The sequence below is a fragment of the Comamonas denitrificans genome (assembly GCF_017368815.1).
Taxonomy (GTDB): domain Bacteria; phylum Pseudomonadota; class Gammaproteobacteria; order Burkholderiales; family Burkholderiaceae_C; genus Comamonas; species Comamonas denitrificans.
The window spans coordinates 54299-79250 of record NZ_JAFNME010000013.1; the positions used below are offsets into that span (position 1 = coordinate 54299).

The following is a 24952-nucleotide window of genomic DNA, read 5'->3' on the forward strand; positions in this document are numbered from 1 at the left end:
GAGAAGTCCTGCATGTCTGCGCCCAAGCTAGCCACGCTCTACCGAATGGTCATGCCCGGCCATACCTGCCCCTACGGGCTGAAGTCGCTCGATCTGCTCAACCGCAAGGGCTACGAGGTCGAGGACAAACACTTGGCAAGCCGCGAGCAGACGGATGCGTTCAAGAAGGAGCATGGCATCGAGACCACGCCCCAGGTCTTCATAAACGGGCGGCGCGTGGGCGGCTACGACGACCTACGCAAATTCTTCGGCATGTCCGTGAAGGACAAGAACGCCGTGACCTAGACCCCTGTGATCGCGCTGTTCGCCACGGCGGCCGCAATGGCGCTGGCGGCGAGCTGGGCGGCCTTCGGCCAAGTCTAGAGCATTCAGGCGGCAGAGTGGTTCGTGGCCTTTGCCATGTGCCTCCTGGCGCTGCAGAAGCTCAAGGACGTGGACGGCTTCGCGACGACCTGCTGGCCAAGCGCTGGGTTCGGTATGCCTATTTCTACCCGTTCGCGGAGGCCATCGCAGGCGTCCAGATGGTCGCGGGCGTGGGGATGTGGGTGTCGATTCCGTTGGCGCTGTTCATCGGGACCGTCGGGGCCGTGTCGGTTTTCAAGGCGGTCTATGTCGATCGCCGGGAACTCAAGTGCGCCTGCGTGGGCGGGGACAGCAACGTGCCGCTGGGCTTCGTGTCCCTGACCGAGAACCTGATGATGGTGGCGATGGCCCTGTGGCCAAGGTCGGCCTACCTTGGGATGCACTGAGCGCCGCGCCAGGTACGGCGCAGCGCACGTGCTCGCATCGGCCGTCCTGTGTGCATGCCGGCCACGATGCGGTGTTACTGCGCGCGCGGCGGGAAGCCAGCTTCGCTCAGGGCCGCGGCGATCTGCTCTTGCGAGGCCGAGGTCTGGACCTCGACACGGCGGGTCGGCGGGTCCGTGACGATCTTGGCGTTGGGGTCGATCATTTGGATCGTTTTCGTCACAGTGCGGGCGCAGCCGCCGCAGGTCATGTCTTCGAGATGGAATTGCATGGAAAACTCCTTTCGGGTTGGGGTGTTTGAAGTGTGCTCCTTGCCACCGTTGGAAGGTCAATCGCTATTTGCATCCCCGCCACACCAACCGGCCGAATGCTCATAGGGGCAAGGCCGTGGTGCTCTTTACGCGATCCAGCACGAAGCTGGTCTTGCAGTCCTGCACGCTGGGGTGCTTGAGCAGCGTGTCGAGCACGAAGCGGGAGTAGTGAGCCATGTCCATGACGACCACCCGCAGCAGATAGTCCATGTCGCCGGTCAGCGCATGGCACTCCACAACCTCTGGCCAGTTCTGGACAGACGCGCGGAACACGTCCATGGGATTGCGCTTGTGCGAGTCGGAGTACTGGGCCGACTTCTACACGAAGTTCTTCAACTTCCAAGAGATCCGCTACTTCGACATCAACGGCGAGTACACCGGCCTAGCCTCCAAGGCGATGAGCGCGCCGGACGGCCTGATCCGCATCCCGCTGAACGAGGAAGCACGCCAGGGCGGCGGCCAGATTGAGGAATTCTTGATGCAGTTCAGCGGCGAGGGCATCCAGCACATCGCCCTGCTGTGCGACAACCTACTCGATGCGCTCGACCGCGTGCAGATGGCCGGTATCCCGCTGCTGACCGCCCCCAACGACATCTATTACGCAAACTTGGAAAAGCGCCTGCCCGGCCATGGCCAGCCCGTACCCGAGTTGCAGGCGCGCGGCATTCTGCTCGACGGCACGACCGAAGGCGGCCAGCCCCGCCTGCTGCTGCAGATATTCTCCGAGCCGCTGCTTGGCCCGGTGTTCTTCGAGTTCATCGAGCGCAAGGGCAACTACCGCGAGGGCTTCGGCGAAGGAAACTTCGGTGCCTTGTTCGAGTCGATGGAACGCGACCAGATCAACCGTGGCTCGTTGGAAATCAACCCGGCCTGATTTGGGCCTTTCCATGAAGGCAGAGCGCCTTCAGTCCTACATCTCGCGAGCCCCTCTGTGGGCTCGCGCTACTTTGGCGTCAGTACTGCCTTAGCCGCTCAAGCATTGAGCGGGTTGGCTTCGGCGTCACGTTCCGAAACAGTTGCTACCGCCCTTGACTTGAGTTAATACATGAACATATGTATTCTTATTCAGATACACCGATGGCCTTTTTCCTCGCCCTGAAGAGGGACCCAGCACTACGTCGCCCCCTCTAAGCGCACTTCGGCAGCAATGCGCCGTGGCCAACCCAATGACCAGGATTGCTGAAGGACGTGCCCATGGAACTTCGTCATTTGCGCTGCTTCGTGGCTCTCGCCGAAGAGCTGCATTTCACCCGTGCTGCGGAGCGCTTGCACATCGAGCAGCCGCCGCTGTCCCGCACGATCAAGGAATTGGAAGACGAACTGGGGGTGCTGCTCTTTGACCGCGATCGGCGGGGAACGCGGTTGACGCCAGCGGGCACCACCTTCCTTCAGGACATTCGCAGGCTGTTCACCAACCTGGAGCAGGCACGAGAAAACGTCAGGGCGATCGCCGCAGGCCTAAGAGGCAGCGTGCGCATCGCCATCTCCGATGGCGCCATCGACCCGCGGCTGTCTGCACTTCTTGCCCTGTGCCGCCAGGAGGAGCCGGAGATCGAAATACGGCTCTCCGAGGTCACCCTGGCGGAACAGTTGCGGGGACTGCGATCCGGCGACTTCGCGATCGGTTTCGCACACACCGCGGACGTCGGCGACGGACTGGTGACGGAGCCCATCTGGCAGGACCCGCTGGTGGTGACCGTGCCGATCCGGCACCCGTTGCTGGCCCACAAGGAAGTGTCGCTACGTGAACTCGTGAGTTACCCGCTGGTGATGTGCGATCCGCAGCTTTGCGAGGGCTACTGCCGCGAATTGACCCGGCTGCTACATCCCCTGGAGCGCGAGTCCACCATCGTTGAGCATGTCTCGTCGCTGGACATGATGCTCACATTGGTCGGAGCTGGTTACGGCATCGGCTTCGCAACGGCGACCCGAATCGCGGCGTGTCAACGTCCCGACGTGGTGATCCGGCCGTTGGCGCTCGATTCGGCCGTCATCATCACCTACCTGCTTCGGCCCGAAGGCGGTAGCGGACTATCCGCACCCGTAGAGCGCTTCATCGAGCGTTTGCGTTCGCCAAAGAGCGATTAGCTACGACGCCTGCGCCACATCCGGCGTCACGCATCGCCCTGAAGGTAGAGGTTGCGCTCCGTGGCCGTCATCAGTTCGGCCGAGCTGATCTTGAGAGCCAGGGAAATTTTTAGAATGAGAGCGAGTGTCGGCATGTGCTCGCCGCGCTCAATCTTGCCCATGTGCGAGCGCGCGATCCCCGCCAAGCCCGCGAACTCATCCTGAGCAATCCCCTGAGCCAGGCGAGCGGCTCGCACCGCTTGCCCGAACGCCAACGCCGGTGCGGACTCATAGGTGGTTACTCCGGCGGGCCGTCCAGGCCGAATAGTGCGCTTCTGCATTCGCAGAAGCGTCATGGAATCACTGATCTTTAACCACGTTAAAGATATCTCTTGAGTATGATGTCGGCTGCTCTTTTCGATCCCGTTGCCTCTTGGGGGCATCCATGCACAACGCCATCAGACCGTCCCCGAATTTCACACTCGCCATAGCGCCAGGTGTGCCGTCTTCACGGCTGTCGGCGCTGCTTGCACTGCAGCGAGCGCACGAGCCGGGTGTCGCGATCGCCGTGCGTGAAGTTTCGGATCAAGAGCTGGTAACGGGCCTGCATGAGGGCCGCTACGACGCGGGGCTATCTCTTAGCAGTGCGGGGGATCACCTGACGAGTAGCCGGAGGCTGTGGTGCGAAAGCATGGCCGTCGCGATACCACCGCGGTTCCGTTTGGTTGATCAGGCGAAGCTCACCATCTCCGATCTTCAGGACTATCCAATCTATCGCTGGCAGGCGGAGGCTTGTCCCTTGCTGGACGAGAGGTTGGCCTCCCTGATGCCAGTGGACCAAGAGAACATCCTGCCTGCAACTTCATTCGAGATGATGGCGCTGTGGGTTTCAGCCGGCTACGGCATCGGCGTATGCGCGCAATCGCGCATCGAGCGTGCCCATCAATGGGGGGTAAGCATGCGACCGCTCGCCGATGGCCCCTATGAGATCGTGACGTACCTCCAACGGCCCCACGCGCAAGCAGATTCTGCTGCCAAGCGTTTCGAGCGCAGGGCGCTGCAGATCGCCGAGGCAGGCGCCCTGTAGCAGGCACTCCTATAGGCCGGAGCCGTCTCATCCCGGCCATAGGTTGCAGCATGGGACTAGACCGGACTAGACCCCTTCAAGCACCGCTGCGCTGTCCACCAGTCGGCGGACGCTCTGCCGCACGTCCTCGGGGATGGGCCGCGGGGCAACGGCCTCGGGCACATCCGCATGGTGCTGGTAGTCGCCCATGAGAACCCGGATGATTGCGGGCACGTTCGTTGGCGTGACCGCATCAATGGCCGCACGATCACCCAGGTCGGGGTGAGGCTGGGTCAGCATGCGGTACAGGTCCCACGAATCGGCGTGCGGGCATTGGTTCATGAGCACTTGGGCCAGCTTGTGCTTGAGCGGCACCAGTTGCCAGTCGGGAACCCGCTGCCCCCGGTTGCCCAGGCTGATCGACAGCAGCTTGCCCGCCTTCAGCTCGCGGTTGATCTGGTCCTTGGACTTCCCGGCCAGCTTGCCGAACAGCGGGACCGGCAGATTGTTCGGCGACTCGTAGATGGCCAGCATTTCCTCGCGCTCGCGCTGGATCGCGGAGACTTCCGGCTCCGGGGCATGCACCGGAGGCGGCGGCACCTGCGACAGCCGCTGGAACATGATTCCGCCGCTGTTGGGGGTCACGACGATAGGCGTGGCCACCACGGGCGGCACGCCGGGGACAACAGGCTCAGCAGTCGTGGAGACCGCGCCCACCACTTCCTCCACTTCCGCCATTGCCGGCACCCCGTCGATACGGATGGTCAGATGCGCGCTCGCGGCTTCGACTTCACCCTGTTCGAGCAGGTCAAGACGGTCTGCCCAGTCCTGCATCATGCGACGCCGAGGCTCCACGTACTTGGCGTGGTTGTAGGCCGAACTCACCTTGTTGGGGTCGGAGTGCGAAAGCTGAGCGTCCACCCAAATCTTCGGGTATCCGATCTCGTTGAGCGCGGTCGAGATGGTGCCGCGGATGCCGTGGCCGGTCAGGCGCCCCTCGTAGCCCATGAGCTGCACGGCCTTGTTGAGGGTGTTCTCGCTGATGCGCTTCTTGAGTTCGCTGCGATGCGACAGCAGGTACTTCTGCGCTGGACGCATCACGCCCAGGAGATAGCGCACGATCTCGATGGCCTGCAGGGACAGGGGCACGATGTAGGGCGGCACGTCCTGCGGCCGCTTGCCGGCCTTGCGCATTTCGTCCTGGAGTTGCTTGACGACCTGCGGCGGGATGATCCACAAGCCGCGGTCGAGGTCGAATTGCTCAGGCTCGGCCAGGCGCAACTCGCCCGTGCGCACCCCCGTCAGGAACAGCAGCCGGACGCCAAGCTGGGTCTGCCAGCCCCGGGGGTTGTAGCGCCGGAGCTTCTGAAGGAACTCGGGCAGCTCGGGCAGGTGCAGATAGGGGTTGTGGGCCACCGGGGGCTTGGGCTCGGCCACCACGTCCAGGTCCGCGGCCGGATTGACTTCCAGCCCTTCGGCGATGACCAGGGCATAGCGGAACATCTGGTTGAACCAGGTGCGGACCTTCTCGGCGGTGGTGAACGCCTTGCGTTTCTCGATCGCCGCCACGACGCCCACGAGCTGGGGCCGTCGAATGTCGTAGATCGACATCTTCCCCAGGGTAGGCAGCACGTCCTTGTTGAAGATGCGCAGGATCTGCGAAAGCGTGCTCTGACGGCCTTCCTTGAGTTCCTTGCGGCGATGCTCGACCCAAGCATCGAAGACGTTCTTGAAGGTGTATTCGCCCGCCAGCTTGGCCGCGTGCCGGCGCTGGTCGCGTTCGATTTGGGGATCAATGCCCTTGGCGAGCAGAACCTGAGCCTTGTCCCGCTCGGCGCGGGCCTCGCGCAGACTGAGGGCGGGATAGCCACCCAGGGACATGCGCTTTTGCTTGCCCAGCCAGTAGTATCGGAAGATCCACGACTTGCCGCCTGCGGCAGAGACCATCAGGCCCAGGCAGTCGTTATCGGAGAGGGTGTAGCGCTTGCCGGTGGTTCTTGCCTGCCGGACTGTCAGATCAGAGAGTGCCATTTCGAGGCTCCTAAGTTATGACTTAGGCCTAATGCTCGTCATGGTTCCCGCTCAGCCCCAGCAACTATCCGGTAGCCGTCCCAACCGTATTCTTGTGCCTCAATTGGTCACTCAAAAACGGTAGCTGTGGGTGGATTTCCGTGGCGCTCGCTGGAATGAAAAAAGGGGCCAAAGCCCCTCTTTTCAACGACTTACAGACGTCAGTAGAAGTCTGTAGATCACTATCTGGAGCGGGAAAACGGTCTCGAACCGTCGACCTCAACCTTGGCAAGGTTGCGCTCTACCAACTGAGCTATTCCCGCTTATTTACTGAAGTTTGTGATTGTACATCTGAAAACTCAGCATGGCTAAATTGTAGCGTGAAAATTTTATGACTTCACCTTCACGCTGCCATTTTTTGCAAATTTTTTAGTGTTTGACTGCCCGAGGCTTTTTAGCCGCTACTTTTTCAGTAGCTGCAACCGCTTCAGATACAGGTACTTTAGGCAATTCATCAACAGTAATCGGCGCTGGCAAATGCTCTAGTGCAATCTTTAATACCTCATCGATCCAACGCACCGGGGTAATTTCCAAACCTTGTTTCACATTGTCTGGAATGTCTTGCAAGTCCTTGACGTTCTCTTGCGGAATGAGCACGGTTTTAATCCCGCCCCGCAAAGCAGCCAAGAGCTTTTCTTTTAAGCCACCAATGGCGGTAACCTCACCACGCAAGGTGATCTCTCCGGTCATGGCCACATCAGCACGCACAGGGATGCCGGTCAGCGCTGAGACAAACGCCGTCGCCATGGCCGCGCCCGCACTGGGCCCGTCTTTGGGGGTAGCGCCATCGGGCACGTGAATGTGAATGTCTTTCTTTTCAAAGACGCTGTCGGCAATGCCCAGCGAATGGGCGCGGCTGCGCACCACGGTGCGGGCCGCTTCCACCGATTCCTTCATCACATCGCCCAGTGAACCGGTGCGCAAAATGGTGCCCTTGCCCGGCATGGTGGCCGCTTCGATGGTGAGCAAATCACCCCCGACTTCGGTCCAGGCCAAGCCCACCACTTGGCCCACGTGGTTTTCTTTTTCCGCGTGGCCAAAGGTAAATTTCTGCACGCCCAGGTAGTCGTTCAGATTGGCCGCTGTGACTGTCACCTTGGGTTTGAGCTTGTTCAGCTGCAAACCTTTGACCACTTTGCGGCAGATTTTGGACAGTTCGCGCTCCAGCGCACGCACCCCAGCCTCGCGGGTGTAGTAGCGCACGATGTCACGGATGGCATCGTCTTGCACAGCCAGCTCAGCCTCTTTCACCCCATTGTTTTCCATTTGCTTGGGCAGCAAATAGCGTTTGGCGATGTTGATTTTTTCGTCTTCGGTGTAGCCCGCAAGGCGAATGACCTCCATGCGATCGAGCAGCGCCGAAGGAATATTGAGTGAGTTCGACGTAGCGACAAACATCACATCGCTCAAATCAAAATCGACCTCCACGTAGTGGTCCGAGAAGGTGTGGTTTTGCTCTGGATCGAGCACTTCCAGCAAAGCGCTGGACGGGTCGCCCCGAAAATCCATGCCCAGCTTGTCAATTTCATCGAGCAAAAACAAAGGATTGCGCGTGCCAACTTTCTCCAGGCTTTGCAGCACTTTGCCCGGCATGGCGCCGATGTAGGTACGGCGGTGGCCGCGAATTTCGGCCTCATCACGCACACCGCCCAAGGCCATGCGCACGTATTTGCGCCCCGTGGCTTTGGCAATGGACTGCCCCAGCGAGGTTTTACCCACCCCCGGTGGCCCGACCAGGCACAAGATGGGGGCTTTCACCTTGTCCACGCGCTGCTGCACGGCAAGGTATTCCAAGATGCGGTCTTTCACCCGCTCCAGGCCAAAGTGGTCGGCGTTGAGCACCTCTTCTGCCACGGCCAAGTCTTTTTTCACCTTGGTTTTTTTGCTCCAAGGCAGGCCAATCAACACGTCAATGTAGTTGCGCACCACTGCCGCTTCGGCGGACATGGGGGACATGAGCTTGAGTTTTTTCAGCTCACTTTCGGCTTTCTTGCGCGCTTCGGCGGACATTTTGGCCGCAACGATTTTTTTCTCAAGCTCTTCCAGGTCGGCCCCGTCTTCGCCCTCCCCCAGCTCTTTTTGAATGGCCTTGACCTGCTCATTCAAATAAAAATCACGCTGATTTTTCTCAATTTGGCGCTTGACCCGGCCCCGGATTTTTTTATCCACGTTGAGGATTTCCACCTCGCGCTCAATTTGGTGCAGCAGATTTTCCAAGCGCTCGCGCACATCGGCCAGCCCCAAAACGGCCTGCTTGTGCTCCAGCTTGAACGGCAGGTGGGCGGTAATCGTGTCGGCCAACCGCCCGGCATCGTCGATGCTGGCAATGGAAGTCAAAATTTCTGAAGGAATCTTTTTGTTCAGCTTCACATACTGGTCAAACAGTTGCGTCACCGCGCGGCGCAGGGCTTCGACTTCGCTGGCCATCTTTTTATCTGCCAGCACTTCAATCACTTGGCAGTGGGCCTGAAAGCACTCTTCTTGCTCCACCACCTCGGTCAGCACGGCCCGCTGCTGGCCTTCAACCAGCACTTTGACGGTGCCATCGGGCAGTTTGAGCATTTGCAAAATCGTGGCCAGACAGCCAATGTCGAACAGGTCGGCAATTTCCGGCTCATCTTTGGCAGCCGTTTTTTGTGCCACCAACAAGATGCGGCGATCGGCCTCCATGGCCAACTCCAGGGCCTTGATGCTTTTGGCCCGCCCGACAAACAGCGGGATCACCATGTGGGGGAAGACCACCACATCGCGCAAGGGCAGTAAAGGGATGTTCAGGCTGCCCGCAGAGCCCGTATCGGTTTGAGACATGAAAATCCTCCATCCAACCGCCGCAAGCATGGGCTGCAGCAGTGACTAATTGAGAGAGGCCGCCAGACTAACCCAGCAGCCCATGAGCGGTGGCCCCCTCGTGGCCTGACCTGCTCCAGGCTTGGTAAACCAAAGCCTATTTGAAAGCCTATTAAGCCTGCTTGGCCACCTCGTGGTAGACCAACAGCGGTGCTTTGCCCTCGGTAATGGTGGCTTCTTCCACCACCACCTTGGCCACGTTGTCCATGGTGGGCAAATCAAACATGACGCTGAGCAAGGACTGCTCCAGAATCGAGCGCAGCCCCCGTGCTCCTGTTTTGCGAGCTAGAGCCTTTTTAGCGATGGCCATAAGGGCGGCAGGACGCACCTCTAATTCAACGCCCTCCATCGCTAACAGCTTGCTGTATTGCTTGATCAAGGCATTTTTCGGCTCGGTCAAAATTTTCACCAAGGCCGACTCTTCCAGTTCCGCCAAGGCCGTGACCACGGGCAAACGCCCGACCAGCTCAGGAATCAAGCCAAATTTGATCAGGTCTTCCGGCTCAATTTCTTGGAAAGCCTCGGAGAGCGAGCGGTTTTGCTTGCTGCGCACGGCCGCGCCAAAGCCAATCCCCGAGGCCTCGGTACGCCCTTCGATGACTTTTTCCAAGCCCTGGAAAGCGCCGCCACAAATAAACAAAATATTCGTGGTGTCCACCTGCAAAAAATCTTGGTTGGGGTGCTTGCGCCCACCTTGGGGCGGAATGCTGGCCATCGTGCCCTCAATCAGCTTGAGCAAGGCCTGCTGCACACCCTCGCCAGAGACATCGCGCGTGATGCTGGGGTTGTCCGATTTGCGCGAGATTTTGTCGATCTCGTCGATGTAAATAATCCCGCGCTGGGCCCGCTCAATGTTGTATTCACAACTTTGCAGCAGCTTGCTGATGATGTTCTCGACATCCTCGCCCACGTAACCGGCTTCGGTCAGGGTGGTGGCATCGGCCATCACAAAGGGCACATCGAGCTGGCGTGCCAAGGTTTGCGCCAGCAGCGTCTTGCCCGAGCCGGTCGGGCCAATCAGCAAGATATTGCTTTTGGCCAGCTCGACCTCGTCTTTGTCCGCCGCTTGTTGGTGATTGAGGCGTTTGTAGTGGTTGTACACCGCCACCGCCAAAGTGCGCTTGGCTTGCTCCTGGCCAATCACGTAGTTGTCCAGGTTGTCTTTAATCTGTGCCGGTGTTGGCAGCCCGGCCTTCTCGCCATCATGCCCGCCCAGCAAGGGGGCTTGCTCATGGATGATGTCGTTGCACTGCGCAATGCATTCATCACAAATGAAAACCGATGGGCCAGAGACCAACTTTTTCACCTCATGCTGGCTCTTGCCGCAAAAGGAGCAATACAAATTTTTCTCATTAGAGGAGCCTTTTTTCTCGGCCATAGGTCTTCGATGCCTTAAAACTCAAAAGGGAAGAATGATAGCAATAGAAAAAGCGGCGCTTCCCCTTAGGGACAACGCCGCAGTTGTGCCTATCAGTATTTACGGACGCTTGTCAAGCACCTGATCCACCAGGCCGTACTCCTTGGCCTCCAGGGCCGAGAGGAAGTAATCGCGCTCGGTATCGTGCTGGATTTTTTCCAGCGACTGGCCGGTGCGCTCGGCCAAGATCGTATTCAAACGCTCGCGGGTTTTCAAAATTTCGCGGGCGTGGATTTCAATCTCGGTCGCCTGGCCTTGGGTACCGCCCAGAGGCTGGTGAATCATCACCTGCGAATTGGGCAGGGCAAAGCGCTTGCCTTTGGCACCCGCCGCCAGCAAAAAGGCCCCCATGCTGGCAGCCATGCCGCAGCACAGCGTGGAGACATCGGGCTTGATGAAATTCATGGTGTCAAAAATGGCCATCCCGGCGCTCACCGAGCCGCCGGGGCTATTGATGTAGAAGGAAATATCTTTTTCAGGATTTTCGCTTTCCAGGAACAGCAGCTGGGCCACCACCAAGTTGGCAGTTTGGTCATTGACCGGGCCCACCAGAAAAATGACCCGCTCTTTGAGCAAACGCGAATAAATATCGTAGGAGCGCTCACCACGGCCCGACTGTTCGATCACCATGGGAATCATGCCCAAACCCTGCGTATCCAATGCGTTCATAGCTACTCCAAATTTTTTGCTAATAAATGAAATGGGGGCTGTGCCGCAAAGCACAAGCCCCCAAATTTAGACGGAAACCGCTTGGTACAAAGCCAAGACCACGCTTTAGGCTTGGCCCATCAGTTCCTCAAAAGAGACTTGCTTGTCGGCCACTTTGGCTTTACCCAGCACAAACTCGGTCACGTTGTTTTCGATGACGATGGCCTCGACATCGGCCAAACGCTGGCGGTTGCCAAAATACCAACGCACCACTTCTTCGGGCTTTTCGTACGAGGCGGCCAGTTCATCCACGTGGGTTTTGAGCTGCTCGGGGGTGGCTTCCAGATTGTTGGCTTTCACCAGCTCAGCGACCACCAAGCCCAAACGCACCCGGCGCTCGGCCTGGGGCAAGAAAATGTCGTGGGGGATTTCTGCAGTTTCTGCATCCTTGATGCCGCGCTGTTTCAGGTCGGCACGCGCACCTTCGAGCAGGCGCTGCACTTCGGACTGCACCACGGCGTTGGGCAGGTCCAGCTCCGCCACCGACACCAGGGCATCCATCACGGCTTGTTTGTTGCGTGCTTGCAGGCGGAATTTCACTTCGCGCTCCAGATTTTTGCAGATATCGGCACGCAAAGCTTCGACGGTACCGGCCTCAATGCCCAAGGACTTGACCAAGGCTTCGTCCACTTCGGGCAGGTTGGCGGCTTCGATTTTTTTGACCGTCACCAAAAAGTCAGCGGTTTTGCCGGCCACGTCTTTGCCGTGGTAATCCTCAGGGAAGGCCAAGGGGAAGGTCTTGGACTCGCCCACTTTCATGCCGCGCACGGCATCTTCAAACTCCTTGAGCATCTGGCCTTCGCCCACCAGGAATTGGAAGTCATCGGCTTTGCCACCGGCAAAGGGTTCGCCGTCAATCTTGCCTTCAAAATCAACCGTGACGCGGTCGCCATCGACAGCGGCTTCGTCTGCGGCGCGTTGGGCAAATGTGCGGCGTTGCTTGCGCAGGATGTCCAGCGTCTTGTCAATCGCAGCATCGTCCACTTCGGCAGTCAGCTTTTCCACCTCGGCAGCGGCCAAATCGCCCAGCTTGACTTCGGGGAACACTTCAAAAATTGCTTCAAACTCGGCCTGGCCTTCGGTTGCAGCGCCTTCTTTTTCGGCAATGCGCGGCTGACCGGCCACGCGCAGGCCAGCCTCTTGGACGGCCTGGGCAAAGGCTTCGCTGACTTTGTCGTTCAGCACTTCGTATTGCACCGAGTAGCCGTAGCGCTGGGCGACCACGTTCATGGGCACTTTGCCAGGACGGAAACCGTCCATCTTCACAGTGCGGGCCACTTTTTTCAGACGGGCATCGACTTCAGCTTGGATGCTCTGCAACGGCACGCTCAGCGTGATTTTGCGTTCCAGCTTTTCCAGGGTTTCAACAGTTACGGCCATGGTGGTTCCTAAATCTGGGAGGAATAAAACCATGCCGGCTGCAGGCTGTGGCCTGCACCGGCATCAACAAAGTCTTTATATGGTGCGCGGGAGCGCGCAGCGAATGTCGCGAAACATCAACACGTTGCAAGACAATCGCGCAAAATTCGCGGGCCGCAAAACGGCCACACCACTCAATTGAACTGCAAATTATATCCTTTTGAGTCCTGCAAAAAGCAGCGCCGCCAAGAATGACCACCATCGCGCACGGCCATGGCGTGCGCGGGGCGGGGGCGGGTGCGGGTGCGGCCAACGCGCCTGCGCTAAGAACGTGTTCACGATCTGCGCGCGAAGGGGTGCGGGATGCGGATCGGGATGGGCTGCAAGGCGCAAACCACAGACATAGCGCTAGCTATGGCGAGGATTTGCAACGCCGCAGACCGCCCGAGGCCGCGACTGCACACCCGCGAGGAGATTGTGAACACGTTCTTAGCCCTTCAAGCGCATTTCTGCCGCCCACGCGTGCCCTTGCAGACCCTCGCCGTGGGCCAGCACGCTGGCGATGCGGCCCAGGGTTTGGGCCCCTTGCTCGCTCACTTCGATGAGGCTGCTGCGTTTTTGGAAGTCGTACACGCCCAGCGGGGAGCTAAAACGCGCCGTGCCGCTGGTGGGAAGGACGTGGTTGGGGCCGGCGCAGTAGTCGCCCAGGCTCTCGCTGGTGTAGGCCCCCAAAAAGATGGCCCCGGCGTGTTTTAAGAGCGGCTCCCAGCGGTGCGGGTCGCGGCTGCTGACCTCCAGGTGCTCGGGGGCGATGCGGTTAGAGATGGCGCAGGCCTCTTCCATGCTGCGCGTGTGGATCAAGGCCCCACGGTCGCTGAGCGATTTGGCGATGATGGCCGCGCGGGGCATTTCGGGCAGCAGGCGGTCGATTGCGCGCTGTACGGCGGCGATGTAGTCGGCATCGGGGCACAGCAGGATGGATTGGGCCAGCTCGTCGTGCTCGGCCTGGCTGAACAAATCCATGGCCACCCATTCAGCGGGGGTGGTGCCGTCGGCCAGCACCAAAATTTCAGACGGGCCGGCAATCATGTCGATGCCCACATGCCCAAACACGCGCTTTTTGGCGCTGGCCACGTAGGCATTGCCGGGGCCGGTGATTTTGTCCACCTTGGGCACGGTGGCGGTACCGTAGGCCAGCGCGGCCACGGCCTGGGCTCCGCCAATGGTGAAGCCGCGCGTCACGCCAGCGATGTAGGCAGCGGCCAGCACCAGCGGGTTTTTCTCGCCTTTGGGGGTGGGCACAACCATGATGATTTCTGCCACTCCGGCCACCTGGGCGGGGATGGCGTTCATGAGCACGCTGCTGGGGTAGGCGGCTTTGCCGCCGGGCACGTAGATGCCCACGCGGTCCAGCGGGGTGACTTTTTGGCCCAGCAGGGTGCCGTCCGCATCGCGGTAGCTCCAGCTTTGGCCGGTGGCTTGCTTTTGCGCTTCGTGGTAGCTGCGCACGCGGGCGGCCGCTTCGGTGAGGGCGGTTTTTTGCCCCTCGGGCAGGCTGTCAAAGGCGGCTTGGAGTTCGGCCTGGGTCAGCTCCAGCGCCGCCAAATCGGGCGCATTCAGGCCATCAAAGCGGGCGGTGTACTCCAGCACGGCGGCATCGCCGCGCTGCTGCACATCGGCCAGGATGGCGGCCACGCGCTCTTCAATGGCTGCGTCTTGCTCCATCGACCAGTGCAGACGCTGCGAAAAATCTTGCTCAAAAGTACTTGAAACCGTTGATAGGTGGGCGGGAGTAGCTACTAAATTCATGATTCTTCCTGGCGGGATGGAGGCTGCGCGGGCTTAGTCTTTGCCAATGGCCCCGGCAAAGGCATCAATGATGGGGCGCAGGCGTTGCTGCTTGAGTTTGAGCGCGGCCTGATTGACGACCAGGCGCGAGCTGATGTCCATGATGCGCTCGACTTCGACCAAGTTGTTGGCCTTTAAGGTGCTACCCGTCGAGACCAGATCGACGATGGCATCCGCCATGCCGGTCAGCGGGGCCAGCTCCATGCTGCCGTAGAGCTTGACCATATCGACGTGTACGCCTTTTTGGGCGAAGAACTCGCGCGCGATGGTGGTGTATTTGGTGGCGATTTTCAGCCGGCCACCTTGCTGCACCGCCGCTTCGTAATCAAAGTCGGCACGCACCGCCACGCTGACGCGGCATTGGGCAATCTGCAAGTCCAGCGGCTGATACAGGCCTTGGCCACCGTGTTCGATGAGCGAATCCAGGCCCGACACCCCCAAGTCCGCCCCGCCGTATTGCACGTACACCGGCACGTCCGAGGCGCGCACCAGCACCACGCGCACATCGGGCTGGTTGGTGGGGAAAATCAGCTTGCGCGATTTTTCCGGGTCTTCGGCCACGGTGATACCGGCGGCGGCCAGCAGCGGCAGGGTTTCTTCGTAAATGCGGCCCTTGGACAGGGCGATGGTGATGCTCATAGGGGCAGCAATCTGATTAGCGGGTGAAGGGAAATGCACAGGGCACAGGGCAAAGGGGCATCAGGCAAGGCGCTTGATGTCTGCCCCCAGGGCGCGCAGCTTGTCTTCCATGCGGTCGTAGCCCCGGTCAAGGTGGTAGATGCGCTCGACGGTGGTTTCGCCCTTGGCCACCAAGGCGGCAATCACCAAGCTGGCCGAGGCCCGCAGGTCGGTGGCCATGACGGTGGCCCCCGTCAGGCGCTGCCCGCCGGTGACGCTGGCCACGCGCCCGTCGGTGCTGATTTGCGCCCCCAGGCGGCGCATTTCATTGACGTGCATGAAGCGGTTTTCAAAAATCGTTTCCGTCACCGTGCTGGGGCCTTCGGCCACCAAATTGAGCGCCATGAACTGCGCTTGCATGTCGGTGGGAAAACCGGGGTATTCGGTGGTGCGAAAGCTTTGCGCCTTCAGGGGGCCTTCGCTGCGAATGCGCACGCCGCCCTCCTCGGCCAGCACCTGGGCCCCGGCCTCTTGCAGCTTGTCGATCACGGCCCCCAAGTGGTCGGCGCGGGCATTGCGCAAAAAGGCCTCGCCCCCCGTGGCGGCCACGGCGCACAAAAAGGTGCCCGCCTCAATGCGGTCGGCCACCACCTGGTGTTCGCAGCCGTGCAGTTGCTCCACCCCGTCGATGACGATGCGGCTGGTGCCATGGCCAGTGATTTTTGCGCCCATGCGGATGAGCATTTCCGCCAGATCGGTGATTTCGGGCTCCATGGCGGCGTTTTCCAGCACCGTGCGCCCTTCGGCCAGGCAGGCGGCCATGAGGAAATTTTCGGTGCCGGTCACCGTCACCATGTCGGTGCTGATGTGCGCCCCGCGCAGGCGCTTTTGCCCCAGCGGCAAGCTGGCCAGCATGTAGCCGTGATCGACGGTGATTTCCGCACCCATGGCCTGCAGGCCTTTGATGTGCTGATCGACCGGGCGCGAGCCAATGGCGCAGCCGCCGGGCAGCGACACCTTGGCGCGGCCAAAGCGGGCCAGCAGCGGCCCCAGCACCAGCACCGAGGCGCGCATGGTTTTCACCAGCTCATACGGCGCTTCGGGGTTCAGCGTATCGGGGGCGGTAAAGCTCATGCCGCCGCGCTCGCCGTGGGTTTCGGTGGCCACGCCCATGTGGTCGAGCAGGCGGCGCATGGTGGCCACGTCGTGCAAGCGCGGCACGTTCACCAGGTGCAGCGGCTGCGCGGTGAGCAAGGTGGCACACATTTGCGGCAAGGCGGCGTTTTTGGCGCCAGAGATCAAGACTTCGCCCTGCAGGCTTTGCCCACCACGGATGAGGAGTTTGTCCATTTTTAAGAGATAAAAAGACTGCTAGCCCTTAACCAGTAAGCGATAGCAGCTATTAGTTTATGGATTTCAGCGTTCTTTTAGAACGTATTCATGTTCTTAGGCCTGCTGCTGGGCCCACTCGGCCGGGGTGAGGGTTTTCATCGACAAGGCGTGCAGTTCGCCCGAGGCGATTTTGTCATTCACGATGGCGTTGATGGCCCGCTGGCGCTGCACGCGGTTTTGCCCCTCGAAGGTGCTGGAGACAATCACGGCAAACCAATGGCGGCCATCGCCCTCGACGGCCACGTGTTCGCACTGCAAGTTTGCAGCAATTAGCGCTTGGATATCTTCAGAATTCATGTAAAACCTCTAATAAATGTTTATAAATAAGCGACTCTAGCTACGAATTTTGTATCCCGTGCGCAATAACTGCAAGGCCAACGCGCTGACCAGCAGCCACGCGCTCCCGGCAATGGCCAAGCTGAGCCACGGCGAGACATCGCTTTGGCCGAAAAAGCCGTAGCGAAAACCGTCAATCATGTAGAAAAACGGGTTGAAGTGGCTCACCTGCTGCCAAAACGCAGGCAGCGAATGGATGGAATAGAACACGCCGGACAAGAACGTCATGGGCATGATCAAAAAGTTTTGAAAGGTGGCCATTTGGTCAAACTTGTCGGCCCACAGCCCGGCAATCAGGCCCAGCGTGCCCATCATGGCGCAGCCCAGCAGGGCGAACACCCCAATCCACAGCGGCGCGGCAAATTCAGGTGTGGCGTAAAACAAGGTGACGATAAACACCCCGCAGCCCACCAGCAGCCCGCGCAAGATGGCCGCCCCCACGTAAGCGCCAAACCAGGCCCAGTGCGATAGCGGGGTGAGCAGCAAAAACACCAGCGAGCCCATGATTTTGCTTTGCACCAGGCTGGAGGCGCTGTTGGCAAAGGCGTTTTGCAACATGCTCATCATCACCAAGCCGGGGATGAGAAAGGCGGTGTAGCTCAGGCGGTCGTACACCAGCACGCGCCCTTCGAGCACGTGGCCAAACACCAGCAGGTAGAGCACGGCGGTGAGCACCGGCGCGGCAATGGTTTGGAACGCGACTTTCCAAAACCGCTGCACTTCTTTGTGCAGCAAGGTGCGCCAGCCGGCGCTGGCCGACAGCGAGGCGGTATTCACGGGCGGGGTCATGGGCGAACTCCTGACACTTGTTGTTGCTGTTGTTGCTGCATGACGTGGAGGAAGACATCTTCCAAGTCCGCACGGCGGATTTCCACCTCTTGCGGGTGCACGCCGCCTTGGCGCAGGGTGGCCAGCAGCTGCTCGACATCGGTCGCATCGTGGGCCGGAATTTGCACGATACGTCCCGTCACACGGGCGCGGGCAGCGATCGTTTCTGGCAAAGCATCATCGGTTTTGAACTGCAACACGGTGCTGGAGGCCGATTTGAGCAGATCGTCCATGCGCGAGAGGGTGACGATCTTGCCGCGCTTGAGCATGGCCACGCGACTGCACAGCGCCTCGGCCTCTTCCAGGTAGTGCGTGGTCAGCAGCACGGTGTGGCCCTGCTTGTTGAGCTGGGCGACAAACTGCCACAGCGTTTGGCGCAGCTCCACATCGACCCCGGCGGTGGGCTCGTCCAGCACGATCACCGGCGGCTTGTGGACCAAGGCTTGGGCCACCATCACGCGCCGCTTCATGCCGCCCGAGAGCTGGCGCATATTGGCCGTGGCCTTGTCGGCCAGGCCCAGGCTTTCTAGCAGCTCGTCGATCCAGGCGTTGTTGTGCTTCAGGCCAAAGTAGCCCGATTGCAGCTGCAAGGTTTCGCGCACATTGAAAAACGGGTCAAACACCAGCTCCTGCGGCACGATGCCCAGGCGCTGGCGGGCGGCGGCAAAGTCGCTGTGCACATCGTGCCCCAGCACCGAGACGCGGCCACTGCTGGCACGCGCCAGGCCCGCCAAGATGCTGATCAGCGTGGTTTTACCCGCCCCATTGGGGCCGAGCAGGCCAAAAAATTCACCCACTTCAATGTCCAGGCTGACATCTTGCAGCGCATGGAAATCGCCCCGAGGGGTGGTGTAGGTCTTGGAGATGGATTGAAAAGAAACAGCGGTCATAGAGGGCGCAATTCTACGGCGGACCCTGTTTGCAGATGCTGCAGCGCAGCAATGGCCGCAAGGGGGAATGTCAAACCGCGCTGGCAGCGGCGTGAGCGACGGACTTGTCTTGGGGGGTGCTGAGCCACTCCAACACCCCATACACCTGGGCCAAGGACTGCAGCTTGGCCGGCCACTGCACCACGTGCAAGGTTTTTCCATGGGCCTGGGCATGGCGGCGGCAGGCCAGCAGCAGCGCCAAACCGGCGGAGTCAAAGCGCTGCACCCCGGCCGCGTTCAAGCGGCACACACTGCCCCTGGGCAAGGCATCCAAGGCGCGGCACAGTGCGGCCAGCTGCGCCTTGGCAACGCTGGCATCCAACTGGGGGGGTAAATCCACCGTGGTCATGGGGGCCGTGTACGCCTGCGCGGGCTTAGGGTTTGGCGGCAGCGGTGGCATCAAAGCTGCGGGACGACAGGGCCTGAATCAAGCCGTCAATCCCGCCCTGGTTCAACTCTTGCGCGAACTGGGTGCGGTAGGTCTCCACCATCCAGATGCCCAATACGTTGAGGTTGTAGATTTTCCAGCCCTCGCCAGGCTTTTTCTCCAGCCGAAAGTCCAGCGCCACGGGCTCGCCCTTGCCGCGCACTTCGGTGCGCACCAGCACATCGGTATCGCCCGGCGCGGCCCGCAGCGGCTTAACCACCACTTTTTGGTCGCTCACCTGGGCCAGCGCCCCGGCATAGGTGCGAATCAGCATGCCCTTGAAGGCCTGCTGCAGCTGCTCGCGCTGGGCTTCACTGGCTTGGCGCCATTGCGGGCCAACCGCCGCCGAGGTCATTTTGCGAAAGTTCACGTAGGGGATGACTTCGCGATCGACCACCTCGGAGATGCGGGCCAGGTCGCCTTTTTTCAGCGCTGGGTCTTTTTTAACCAGCTCCAGCAAATCGGTGGATAAGCGCTTGATCAGCGCATCGGGCGCTTCATCCTTGCTCCCCGTTTGGGCCCACGTGGGCAAAACTGCGCCCCCGGTCAAAGCGGCCAGCAGGGTGATCAGAGTCCTTCGTTGCATAAATATTTTCTTCTTGCTTAATTGTCAAAGTCTTCCACTTGGCCAGCGTTTTCATCCTGCGCCCGGGGGTCGCGCCGCTGCAGGTAAAAATCACGCACCAAGCTGTAACGGTCCAGGGCAACGGCATCCAGCGTGTCCGAGGCATCGAGCACATTGGCCCGTTTGTCGGTCCAGCGCAGCGCGGCCAAGCTGTTGCGCACAGAGACGGGGTAGATGTCATCCAGGACATAGCCGCGCCAATCCACGGGCAAGGCCACGGTATCGCGCACAGTCGATGGGCCAAAGAAAGGCAGCACCAGGTAGGGCCCAGGCTTCATCCCCCAGTGCGCCAGGGTCAAGCCAAAGTCTTGCTTTTCACGGGCAATTTGTGCTTCGGTGGCAATGTCCAACACCCCACCCAGGCCAAACACGGTGTTGGTGGTAAAGCGCACCATGTGGTTGTAGGCCTGCTCGCCCCGGCCTTGCAGCACGTAGTTCACCATTGACCACAGGTCACCGACGTTGCCGAAAAAGTTGGTCACTCCGGTGCGCATCGGCTGGGGTGTGACGGTTTTATAGGCCGTCGCCACGGGTTTGAACACCGCATCATCAACCGTATCGTTAAACGCCATCATCGAGCGGTTGTAGCCCTCCCACGGGTCTTGGGGATGGCGGGCCTGGCCCTCGGGCACCGCCGCACAACCGGCCAAGACCACGCAGGCCCCTATCACGCAGGCAGGGGCCGTTTTCAGCCGGACAAACGAAATTATTTTTTTCAACATAAAAGTCACCTTGGTACGGAACGCCTGGGCTTATTCGGTTGTGCCGCCTTCTTGCGCCTTGCCATAAAGAAATTGGCCAATCAGATTTTCCAACACTACCGCCGACTGCGTGGCCACAATGCGATCACCCTGGGCCAGGTTGTGCTCATCGGCCCCGGCCTCAATCCCCACATACTGGTCGCCCAATAATCCGCTGGTTAGGATTTTTAATGAGCTGTCTTTCGGAAAGGCATAGCGCTTTTCCATGGACAAATGCACCGTGGCCTGGAAGGTTTGGTCGTCAAAGGTGATGTCCTCGACCCGGCCCACCACCACCCCGGCGCTTTTGACGGCCGCCTTGGGCTTGAGCCCACCGATATTGTCAAAGCGGGCCGTCACCTGGTAGGTGGGCTGAAAGCTCAAACTCAGCAAATTGGCCGACTGCAGCGCCAAAAAGGCCAGGGCCAAGCCGCCGATCAACACAAACAAGCCGACCCAAACATCATTTTTTGAACTTGGCATGGATACCTCTTGAGCTATTTTCTTTAAATACTGAACATGGACGCGGTGAGCAAAAAGTCCAGCCCCAACACTGCCAGCGAGGCCACCACCACGGTGCGCGTCGTCGCGCGGGACACGCCCTCGGGCGTGGGCTTGGCGGTGTAGCCTTGGTACAGCGCAATAAAACTGACCGCAAAGCCAAACACCAGGCTTTTGAGCACCCCATTGGCCAGGTCGTACCACCAATCCACGCCGCCTTGCATCTGCCCCCAGAACGCGCCGCCATCCACGCCAATCAACAGCACGCCCACAACCCAGCCGCCGATCACGCCCACAGCGCTGAACACGGCGGCCAGCAGCGGCATGGTGATGACCCCGGCCCAAAAGCGCGGGGCCAGAATGCGGCGCACGGGGCTGACGGCCATCATTTCCATCGCAGCCAGCTGTTCACCGGCCTTCATTAAACCGATTTCGGCGGTCAAAGCCGTACCGGCGCGGCCGGCAAACAGCAAGGCCGTGACCACCGGCCCCAGCTCGCGCAGCAGCGATAGCGCCACCAGCAAGCCCAGCGCCTCGGCCGAGCCATAGCGCTGCAAGGTGTAGTAGCCCTGCAAGCCCAGCACAAACCCCACAAACAGCCCCGAGACACCAATGATGGCCAACGAGTAGTTGCCTAAAAAATGGATTTGCTCGCCCACCAGCCGAAACCGCGCCAAGGTGGCGGGCAGCAGCCCCAGCAATTGTCCGAACAAACGCGTGGCCTGCCCCAGGGCGGCCAGTTGCGCCCGGGTGCTGTGGCCCAGCCGTGCCAAGAAGTTCATGGCTGCCCCCCAAAATCCTGCGCCAAACTGGGCGCGGGGTAGTGAAACGGTACCGGCCCGATGGGCTGGGCATGGACAAATTGCTGCACCAGCGGATCGGGGTTGGCCATCACCTCGGCTGGCGTGCCCTGGGCGGCGACACCGCCCGCACCCAAAATAATCACCTGGTCGGCCACGCGAAAGGTTTCTTCCAGGTCGTGCGACACCACGATGCTGGTCAGCCCCAGGGCATCGTTCAGGGTGCGAATCAAGCGGGCCGCCGTGCCCAAAGAAATCGGATCCAGCCCGGCAAACGGCTCGTCGTACATGATGAGCTCCGGGTCCAGGGCAATGGCCCGCGCCAAGGCCACGCGCCGTGCCATGCCGCCCGAGACTTCGCTGGGCTGCAGCGCGCGGGCCCCACGCAAGCCAACGGCGTGCAGCTTCATCAGCACGATGTCGCGGATCAATGCCTCGGGCAAATCGGTATGCTCGCGCAAGGGAAACGCCACGTTGTCGAACACATCCATGTCGGTAAACAGCGCCCCAAACTGAAACAGCATGCCCATGCGCCGGCGCATGGTGTACAGCGCGGCCGTGTCCATCTGGCCCACGTCCTGCCCATCGAACAGCACCTGGCCCTGCTGCGCCCGGTTTTGCCCGCCAATCAGGCGCAGCACGGTGGTTTTGCCGCCGCCTGAAGCGCCCATCAGCGCCGTCACCTTGCCCCGGGGCACGGTCAGCGACAGGTCGCGCAGCACCACCCGCTCGCCATAGCCAAAGGTCACGTTGTGCAGCTCAACCAAATTCAATGCGTCGGACATCCTGTGTTCACCCTTCTCTACAAGGTGTTGCACAAAAAGGCTTTGGTGCGCTCTTGCTTAGGGGCGCTAAAAAATTCTTTCGCCGGGGCTTCTTCGACAATTTCGCCCTTGTCCATGAAGATCACCCGGTTGGCCACATCACGGGCAAAGCCCATTTCGTGGGTGACCACCAGCATGGTCATGTGCTCCTGCGCCAGTTCGCGCATGGTGCGCAGCACTTCGCCGGTCAGCTCGGGGTCCAGGGCCGAGGTCGGCTCGTCAAACAGCAAAATATCCGGCCCCATGGCCAGCGCCCGGGCAATGGCCACGCGCTGTTTTTGCCCGCCCGAGAGGCGGTTGGGGTAGGCATCGCGCTTGTCCAACAGGCCCACTTTTTGCAGCAGCTGCTCAGCCTGGGGCACGATGGCGGCGCGGGCCATTTTCTTCACCAGCATGGGCGCTTCGATGATGTTTTCCAGCACGGTCAAATGCGGAAACAGGTTGAACGACTGGAACACCATGCCCATTTTGCGGCCAATGCTCCGAATTTGAGAGTCGCTTGCGTACGCTGCACGGCCATTGGCATCGTTTTGTACCAGCACATCGCCTTCGACCGTGATGGTGCCGCTATCAATTGTTTCCAGATGGTTCAAACAACGCAGAAAGGTGCTTTTGCCCGAGCCAGAGGGGCCAATGATGGCCACCACCTCGCCGCGCTGCAGCTGCAGCGAGATGCCGCGCAGCACATTGGTCGCGCCAAAGCTTTTGTGAATCTGCTGAGCGCTGATCATGACCTCGGGGGCGGCGTGTGGGGTGTCAAGCGTCAAAGCGGGCATGGCGGCGCTCCAGGTATTGGAAGACCCAGGTCAGAATCAAGGTCATCCCCAGGTAGAAACAGCCCGCCACAATGAAGGGCGTGAAGGTAAAGTCGCGCTGCACCATGCCACGGGCCACGCGCAGCAGGTCGTTCAAGGCCAGCACATAAATCAAGCTGGTGTCTTTGACCAGGGTGATCGTCTCGTTGCTCACGGGCGGCAAAATGCGCGTCCACATTTGCGGCAGGATGATGCGGCGCATGGTCTGGCCATAGGTCAGGCCCAGCACCTTGGCCCCCTCATACTGCCCCCGGTCAATCGACTGGATCCCGGCGCGGAAAATCTCGGCAAAGTACGCCGCGTAATTGAGCGCAAACGCCACCACGGCCGACGGAAAATCGGGCAAGCGCACGCCAATCACCGGCACAAACGGCAGGGCAAAGTAGATAAACAGCAGCTGCAGCATCAGCGGCGTGCCACGCATCAGCCAGATGTAGGCCCCCACCGCAGCGCTCAAACTGCGCAGGCGCGAGATGCGCACCAAGGCCAGCACCAACCCCAGCGGGATGGACAGCGCCATGGTGATCACAAACAGCTTGAGCGTGACCTGCGCCCCACTCCACATGGGGCCCAGCAAAGAAATTACATATTCCATAAAGGTCTTGGCTCGCCCCAGAATGATCGGCGCGGGCAAAGAAAAAGCCGACAAGGCCAAGCCTTGCCGGCTGTAGGGGCGTAGCCGCAGATTCTACAACGCGGCGGGGAAAACCCTGGGGCGTGCCTTACTTGATGATGTCTTTGCCAAACCACTGCTGGGCAATTTTGGCGGCCGTGCCATCTTGCTTCATGGCGTTCATGGCCCCGTCGATTTTGGCCAACAGCTCAGTATCTTCCTTGCGCAGGCCCACACCGTACTCTTCGGTGCCAAAGTTCTCGTCCAGCACGGCGTACAGCTCGGGCTTTTTGGCCACGTAGTAGCGGCCGACCACTTCATCGACCACCACGGCCTCCAAGCGGCCGGTGGTCAGGTCCATCAGGGCCGCCACGTTGTCGCCAAAGGTTTTGAGCTCTTTGAACGAATTGAAAACAGCTTCTTCTTTCTTGATGGCATCCACCGCGCTGGAGCCTTCTTGGGCGCCCACCACTTTGCCCGCCAGATCGGCCTTGGTTTTGATTTCAGAATTGGCCGGCACCACGATGATTTGGTGGTTTTCCATGTAGGGCGCGGTAAAGGCAATGTTTTGCTTGCGCTCTTCGGTGATGGTCAGACCATTCCACAGGGCATCAACGCGCTTGCCCGACAGTTCGGCCTCTTTGGCGCTCCAGTCGATGGGCTTGAATTCCACTTCCAGGCCCGCGCGCTTGGCGGCCTCACGGGCCATGTCGATGTCAAAGCCGACCAGCTCGTTTTTCTCGTCGCGAAAACCCATGGGCGGGAAGTTATCGTCCAGTCCTACCACCAGTTTCACCACCGCAGCCGGGGCGGGGGCGGGCGCCGCGGCCGGGGCTGTGCTGGCCGCAGGTTCGGTTTTACCGCAAGCGGCCAACAAAGCGGCCAAAGCGACCGAGGCAAGAAGGGTGCGTTTTTGCATGGGGACAATCTCCTGGGTAATAAAAAAGGCAATTCAAAAGCGTAATCCGCAATTGTGCCGGGAAACCCTGCTCCGCCACGGGCAGCGGCGGCACAATACGCCTCTCTTGCCCATTGACTATGACCGCTGCCGCCCCCTTTGAACC

26 protein-coding genes, 1 tRNA gene and 2 pseudogenes are annotated in these 24952 nt (G+C 60.3%); 5 read left to right on the forward strand and 24 right to left on the reverse strand.

The window, feature by feature from the left end; genetic code table 11:
* The first annotated feature begins 12 nt into the window (after positions 1–12).
* Together J1777_RS14625 and J1777_RS14630 are read left to right on the forward strand one after the other, a co-directional pair.
* Positions 13–285, forward strand: coding sequence for a glutaredoxin domain-containing protein (locus J1777_RS14625; RefSeq protein WP_012614050.1), 273 nt, complete (start codon positions 13–15; stop codon positions 283–285).
* A 95-nt stretch (positions 286–380) separates the two neighbouring features.
* The gene (locus J1777_RS14630) at positions 381–749 is read left to right on the forward strand and encodes a MauE/DoxX family redox-associated membrane protein (RefSeq protein ID WP_223656233.1); all 369 of its coding nucleotides are present in this window, start codon (positions 381–383) and stop codon (positions 747–749) included.
* 74 nt (positions 750–823) lie between these two features.
* Here the strand turns inward: J1777_RS14630 and J1777_RS07535 are convergent, their stop codons facing one another.
* Positions 824–1018, reverse strand: a complete 195-nt coding sequence (locus J1777_RS07535; protein WP_012614049.1) for a heavy-metal-associated domain-containing protein — start codon at positions 1016–1018, stop codon at positions 824–826.
* Between the two features lie 100 nt (positions 1019–1118).
* Positions 1119–1367 (reverse strand): annotated as a pseudogene (locus J1777_RS07540) (Lrp/AsnC ligand binding domain-containing protein); the annotation flags it as partial.
* Between J1777_RS07540 and J1777_RS07545 the strand changes: the two are divergent.
* Together J1777_RS07545 and J1777_RS07550 are read left to right on the forward strand one after the other, a co-directional pair.
* Positions 1363–1932: pseudogene (locus J1777_RS07545) on the forward strand (4-hydroxyphenylpyruvate dioxygenase family protein); the annotation flags it as partial. The pseudogenes J1777_RS07540 and J1777_RS07545 sit on opposite strands and share 5 nt — an antisense overlap.
* 320 nt (positions 1933–2252) lie before the next feature.
* Complete coding sequence (locus J1777_RS07550) at positions 2253–3146, forward strand: LysR family transcriptional regulator (RefSeq protein ID WP_012614048.1); 894 nt, start codon at positions 2253–2255, stop codon at positions 3144–3146.
* Positions 3147–3172: 26 nt separating this feature from the next.
* On the opposite strand, the gene J1777_RS07555 is transcribed toward J1777_RS07550, so the two are convergent.
* A complete protein-coding gene (locus J1777_RS07555; RefSeq protein WP_021205759.1) occupies positions 3173–3481 on the reverse strand; it encodes a helix-turn-helix domain-containing protein in 309 nt (102 codons plus the stop codon).
* Between the two features lie 89 nt (positions 3482–3570).
* Here J1777_RS07555 and J1777_RS07560 point away from each other — a divergent pair, with 89 nt between their 5' ends.
* A complete protein-coding gene (locus J1777_RS07560; RefSeq protein ID WP_012614047.1) occupies positions 3571–4212 on the forward strand; it encodes a substrate-binding domain-containing protein in 642 nt (213 codons plus the stop codon).
* A gap of 66 nt (positions 4213–4278) precedes the next feature.
* Here J1777_RS07560 and J1777_RS07565 read toward each other — a convergent pair whose 3' ends face one another.
* The 21 genes from J1777_RS07565 to J1777_RS07665 form a co-directional block, all read right to left on the reverse strand.
* Entirely contained in the window at positions 4279–6222 is a 1944-nt protein-coding gene (locus J1777_RS07565) for a tyrosine-type recombinase/integrase (RefSeq protein ID WP_012614046.1), read from the reverse strand.
* 226 nt (positions 6223–6448) lie between these two features.
* Positions 6449–6524: transfer RNA gene (locus tag J1777_RS07570), tRNA-Gly, on the reverse strand.
* Positions 6525–6630: 106 nt separating this feature from the next.
* Positions 6631–9069, reverse strand: coding sequence for an endopeptidase La (gene lon, locus J1777_RS07575; protein ID WP_207575154.1), 2439 nt, complete (start codon positions 9067–9069; stop codon positions 6631–6633).
* Between the two features lie 151 nt (positions 9070–9220).
* A complete protein-coding gene (gene clpX, locus J1777_RS07580; protein ID WP_207575155.1) occupies positions 9221–10486 on the reverse strand; it encodes an ATP-dependent Clp protease ATP-binding subunit ClpX in 1266 nt (421 codons plus the stop codon).
* 99 nt (positions 10487–10585) lie between these two features.
* Positions 10586–11194, reverse strand: a complete 609-nt coding sequence (clpP, locus tag J1777_RS07585; RefSeq protein ID WP_278253509.1) for an ATP-dependent Clp endopeptidase proteolytic subunit ClpP — start codon at positions 11192–11194, stop codon at positions 10586–10588.
* 105 nt (positions 11195–11299) lie between these two features.
* Positions 11300–12613, reverse strand: coding sequence for a trigger factor (gene tig, locus J1777_RS07590; RefSeq protein ID WP_207575156.1), 1314 nt, complete (start codon positions 12611–12613; stop codon positions 11300–11302).
* 468 nt (positions 12614–13081) lie between these two features.
* On the reverse strand, positions 13082–14401 hold the full coding sequence (gene hisD / locus J1777_RS07595; RefSeq protein ID WP_207575157.1) for a histidinol dehydrogenase: 1320 nt from the start codon (positions 14399–14401) through the stop codon (positions 13082–13084).
* Positions 14402–14434: 33 nt separating this feature from the next.
* Positions 14435–15079 (reverse strand): ATP phosphoribosyltransferase, encoded by a 645-nt coding sequence (gene hisG, locus J1777_RS07600; protein WP_207575158.1) that lies wholly within the window; start codon positions 15077–15079, stop codon positions 14435–14437.
* A 60-nt stretch (positions 15080–15139) separates the two neighbouring features.
* Complete coding sequence (gene murA / locus J1777_RS07605; protein WP_207575159.1) at positions 15140–16408, reverse strand: UDP-N-acetylglucosamine 1-carboxyvinyltransferase; 1269 nt, start codon at positions 16406–16408, stop codon at positions 15140–15142.
* A gap of 96 nt (positions 16409–16504) precedes the next feature.
* A complete protein-coding gene (locus J1777_RS07610; RefSeq protein ID WP_207575160.1) occupies positions 16505–16747 on the reverse strand; it encodes a BolA family protein in 243 nt (80 codons plus the stop codon).
* A 36-nt stretch (positions 16748–16783) separates the two neighbouring features.
* Positions 16784–17575, reverse strand: coding sequence for an ABC transporter permease (locus tag J1777_RS07615; RefSeq protein ID WP_207575161.1), 792 nt, complete (start codon positions 17573–17575; stop codon positions 16784–16786).
* Positions 17572–18504 (reverse strand): ABC transporter ATP-binding protein, encoded by a 933-nt coding sequence (locus J1777_RS07620; protein ID WP_207575162.1) that lies wholly within the window; start codon positions 18502–18504, stop codon positions 17572–17574. Before J1777_RS07620 ends, J1777_RS07615 begins: the two co-directional genes overlap by 4 nt.
* Positions 18505–18574: 70 nt before the next feature.
* Positions 18575–18892: an STAS domain-containing protein gene (locus tag J1777_RS07625; RefSeq protein ID WP_207575163.1), complete on the reverse strand. Its 318-nt coding sequence runs from the start codon at positions 18890–18892 to the stop codon at positions 18575–18577.
* 25 nt (positions 18893–18917) lie between these two features.
* Positions 18918–19556 carry an MlaC/ttg2D family ABC transporter substrate-binding protein gene (locus J1777_RS07630; protein ID WP_207575164.1) on the reverse strand — a complete coding sequence of 213 codons (639 nt, stop codon included), beginning with the start codon at positions 19554–19556 and terminating at the stop codon, positions 18918–18920.
* A 17-nt stretch (positions 19557–19573) separates the two neighbouring features.
* Entirely contained in the window at positions 19574–20317 is a 744-nt protein-coding gene (locus J1777_RS07635; protein WP_207575165.1) for an MlaA family lipoprotein, read from the reverse strand.
* A 30-nt stretch (positions 20318–20347) separates the two neighbouring features.
* Positions 20348–20818, reverse strand: coding sequence for an outer membrane lipid asymmetry maintenance protein MlaD (gene mlaD, locus J1777_RS07640; protein WP_207575166.1), 471 nt, complete (start codon positions 20816–20818; stop codon positions 20348–20350).
* A gap of 23 nt (positions 20819–20841) precedes the next feature.
* Positions 20842–21618 carry a lipid asymmetry maintenance ABC transporter permease subunit MlaE gene (gene mlaE, locus J1777_RS07645; protein ID WP_207575167.1) on the reverse strand — a complete coding sequence of 259 codons (777 nt, stop codon included), beginning with the start codon at positions 21616–21618 and terminating at the stop codon, positions 20842–20844.
* Positions 21615–22421: an ABC transporter ATP-binding protein gene (locus J1777_RS07650; protein WP_207575168.1), complete on the reverse strand. Its 807-nt coding sequence runs from the start codon at positions 22419–22421 to the stop codon at positions 21615–21617. The genes mlaE and J1777_RS07650 overlap by 4 nt, the downstream gene beginning before the upstream one ends.
* A 17-nt stretch (positions 22422–22438) precedes the next feature.
* Positions 22439–23191, reverse strand: coding sequence for an amino acid ABC transporter ATP-binding protein (locus tag J1777_RS07655; protein WP_207575172.1), 753 nt, complete (start codon positions 23189–23191; stop codon positions 22439–22441).
* Positions 23192–23216: 25 nt separating this feature from the next.
* The gene (locus J1777_RS07660) at positions 23217–23870 is read right to left on the reverse strand and encodes an amino acid ABC transporter permease (RefSeq protein ID WP_207575169.1); all 654 of its coding nucleotides are present in this window, start codon (positions 23868–23870) and stop codon (positions 23217–23219) included.
* A gap of 127 nt (positions 23871–23997) precedes the next feature.
* Positions 23998–24807, reverse strand: a complete 810-nt coding sequence (locus tag J1777_RS07665) for an amino acid ABC transporter substrate-binding protein (RefSeq protein WP_207575170.1) — start codon at positions 24805–24807, stop codon at positions 23998–24000.
* Positions 24808–24952 lie beyond the last annotated feature (145 nt).

Bases quoted from the DNA above. Each gene is read 5' to 3' on its own strand.
- J1777_RS14625 (WP_012614050.1), top strand. From the start codon at position 13: ATGTCTGCGCCCAAGCTAGCCACGCTCTACCGAATGGTCATGCCCGGC.
- J1777_RS07535 (WP_012614049.1), bottom strand. From the start codon at position 1,018: ATGCAATTCCATCTCGAAGACATGACCTGCGGCGGCTGCGCCCGCACT.
- J1777_RS07550 (WP_012614048.1), top strand. From the start codon at position 2,253: ATGGAACTTCGTCATTTGCGCTGCTTCGTGGCTCTCGCCGAAGAGCTG.
- J1777_RS07555 (WP_021205759.1), bottom strand. From the start codon at position 3,481: ATGACGCTTCTGCGAATGCAGAAGCGCACTATTCGGCCTGGACGGCCC.
- J1777_RS07560 (WP_012614047.1), top strand. From the start codon at position 3,571: ATGCACAACGCCATCAGACCGTCCCCGAATTTCACACTCGCCATAGCG.
- J1777_RS07565 (WP_012614046.1), bottom strand. From the start codon at position 6,222: ATGGCACTCTCTGATCTGACAGTCCGGCAGGCAAGAACCACCGGCAAG.
- lon (WP_207575154.1), bottom strand. From the start codon at position 9,069: ATGTCTCAAACCGATACGGGCTCTGCGGGCAGCCTGAACATCCCTTTA.
- clpX (WP_207575155.1), bottom strand. From the start codon at position 10,486: ATGGCCGAGAAAAAAGGCTCCTCTAATGAGAAAAATTTGTATTGCTCC.
- clpP (WP_278253509.1), bottom strand. From the start codon at position 11,194: ATGAACGCATTGGATACGCAGGGTTTGGGCATGATTCCCATGGTGATC.
- tig (WP_207575156.1), bottom strand. From the start codon at position 12,613: ATGGCCGTAACTGTTGAAACCCTGGAAAAGCTGGAACGCAAAATCACG.
- hisD (WP_207575157.1), bottom strand. From the start codon at position 14,401: ATGAATTTAGTAGCTACTCCCGCCCACCTATCAACGGTTTCAAGTACT.
- hisG (WP_207575158.1), bottom strand. From the start codon at position 15,079: ATGAGCATCACCATCGCCCTGTCCAAGGGCCGCATTTACGAAGAAACC.
- murA (WP_207575159.1), bottom strand. From the start codon at position 16,408: ATGGACAAACTCCTCATCCGTGGTGGGCAAAGCCTGCAGGGCGAAGTC.
- J1777_RS07610 (WP_207575160.1), bottom strand. From the start codon at position 16,747: ATGAATTCTGAAGATATCCAAGCGCTAATTGCTGCAAACTTGCAGTGC.
- J1777_RS07615 (WP_207575161.1), bottom strand. From the start codon at position 17,575: ATGACCCCGCCCGTGAATACCGCCTCGCTGTCGGCCAGCGCCGGCTGG.
- J1777_RS07620 (WP_207575162.1), bottom strand. From the start codon at position 18,504: ATGACCGCTGTTTCTTTTCAATCCATCTCCAAGACCTACACCACCCCT.
- J1777_RS07625 (WP_207575163.1), bottom strand. From the start codon at position 18,892: ATGACCACGGTGGATTTACCCCCCCAGTTGGATGCCAGCGTTGCCAAG.
- J1777_RS07630 (WP_207575164.1), bottom strand. From the start codon at position 19,556: ATGCAACGAAGGACTCTGATCACCCTGCTGGCCGCTTTGACCGGGGGC.
- J1777_RS07635 (WP_207575165.1), bottom strand. From the start codon at position 20,317: ATGTTGAAAAAAATAATTTCGTTTGTCCGGCTGAAAACGGCCCCTGCC.
- mlaD (WP_207575166.1), bottom strand. From the start codon at position 20,818: ATGCCAAGTTCAAAAAATGATGTTTGGGTCGGCTTGTTTGTGTTGATC.
- mlaE (WP_207575167.1), bottom strand. From the start codon at position 21,618: ATGAACTTCTTGGCACGGCTGGGCCACAGCACCCGGGCGCAACTGGCC.
- J1777_RS07650 (WP_207575168.1), bottom strand. From the start codon at position 22,421: ATGTCCGACGCATTGAATTTGGTTGAGCTGCACAACGTGACCTTTGGC.
- J1777_RS07655 (WP_207575172.1), bottom strand. From the start codon at position 23,191: ATGATCAGCGCTCAGCAGATTCACAAAAGCTTTGGCGCGACCAATGTG.
- J1777_RS07660 (WP_207575169.1), bottom strand. From the start codon at position 23,870: ATGGAATATGTAATTTCTTTGCTGGGCCCCATGTGGAGTGGGGCGCAG.
- J1777_RS07665 (WP_207575170.1), bottom strand. From the start codon at position 24,807: ATGCAAAAACGCACCCTTCTTGCCTCGGTCGCTTTGGCCGCTTTGTTG.